This window comes from Candidatus Nitrosotenuis uzonensis, from assembly GCF_000723185.1.
GTDB classification, from domain to species: domain Archaea; phylum Thermoproteota; class Nitrososphaeria; order Nitrososphaerales; family Nitrosopumilaceae; genus Nitrosotenuis; species Nitrosotenuis uzonensis.
Genome location: NZ_CBTY010000003.1, coordinates 1 through 1,418 on the forward strand (window position 1 = coordinate 1; position 1,418 = coordinate 1,418).

The window sequence follows — 1,418 nt, forward strand, 5'->3', positions numbered from 1 at the left end:
TACAACGCAACGAGCAAAGACAGCAATCGTCTCAAGCTTGGAGGAATCAAGTAGCGCGTTAGAGATAGCCGGCAAAGTCACAGGATCGGGTCATGTTACTGGTGGTAAACTAAACGTCACAGCAGTACCAGTCAAACTGGCATCTGGTGGTTCATCAGTAAACCTCAACTCGGGTACATTGGCAATCAAATACTACAGTAACACAGTCCAATATGATAACATCTATGCAGGAATACTGACAAACGGCATATACACTAACCTCACAAGTGCTATGACAGCTGCTAAAGCTGCTGGTTGGATTTCACAAAATCCAGTAACCGAAAACAATCCAAATGCAACAAAAGCTATCATCTACTTTGGCGTAAACAGGAACAACAACGCAATCTTGGACCAAGGCGAACACGCAACAATTGCAATCGCATATGCCAACAATGAAAGGCCTCAGGCGCTTGATACAATAAAGGCTGAAGTAATCGTACCGACAGGCTCACCTCTTACAATTGAGAGGCTGATTCCAAACATAACAACCTCAGTAGTAGATCTAGGATAAAATCCTGATTTCACTTCTTTTTTATTCAAATACCACTGTTCAGTTTGAACAAACTTGATTTTTAATTGAATTAAAAAATCTGTCAGATGATGGTAGGTCATTTTAGTGCTATAATGATTGGTATCACCTTTACAATGATGCTTATGATAGCATTTCTTGTTGTAAGTAACGGATCCGAAAACATGGTAGCACAAGATTCCTTTTCGGCTTACCGAGCTTCAAAAATGCCTGAACTTGATTACTATAGGGATTACGATATTCTTAGAGCAGAAGGTAATGTTGCCGTGATCTATCCAATCTTTACGCAAGGTGCGTATGATTGGGGTGGAATCCATGATTATTATGCTGGATACTGTGAATCATGCAAGAGTGCAAAAATCCCAGATTCGTATGAAAAGACCTTCTCTGCAAGCGGGAACGGCTTTAGGATACTCGAGTTTTTAGGATATCAAGTAATTGACGATATAGATGTTGATAAAAATCCAAAAATACTGCAACAATATGACAAAATAATCCTACTTCACAACGAATTTGTAACAAAGACGGAGTTTGACGCCATAACAAGCCATCCTAACGTAGTCTACCTGTATCCTAATGCGTTAAGCTCACAAATAATTGTAGATTATGAAAAAAACGAAATAACGCTGATCAGAGGTCCTAGCTATCCAGATGATACTATATCAAGCGGCTTTGACTGGACATATGACAACACTCAATTCATGAAAGACTGGGACTGCAAATTCTGGGAGTTTTATAAAGTGGAAAATGGACATATGCTCAATTGTTATCCTGAGACTTACCTGCCTGATGATGGCAGAGATCTGCTTTATGCCCTAAAAAATCTCTAATAATTTAACAAACTAGCCAT

At 39.2% G+C, this 1,418-nt stretch carries 2 protein-coding genes; both read left to right on the forward strand.

The window, feature by feature from the left end; genetic code table 11:
• Nucleotides 1–550: flagellin (locus NITUZ_RS00455; protein ID WP_048194138.1), on the forward strand; the 550-nt coding region annotated here is incomplete at its 5' end.
• A 113-nt stretch (nucleotides 551–663) separates the two neighbouring features.
• Nucleotides 664–1,398, forward strand: a complete 735-nt coding sequence (locus NITUZ_RS00460) for a hypothetical protein (RefSeq protein WP_081844811.1) — start codon at nucleotides 664–666, stop codon at nucleotides 1,396–1,398.
• Nucleotides 1,399–1,418: the final 20 nt, after the last annotated feature.

Excerpts from the sequence above, each read along its gene's own strand:
- NITUZ_RS00460 (WP_081844811.1), top strand. The coding sequence starts at position 664 with ATGATTGGTATCACCTTTACAATGATGCTTATGATAGCATTTCTTGTT.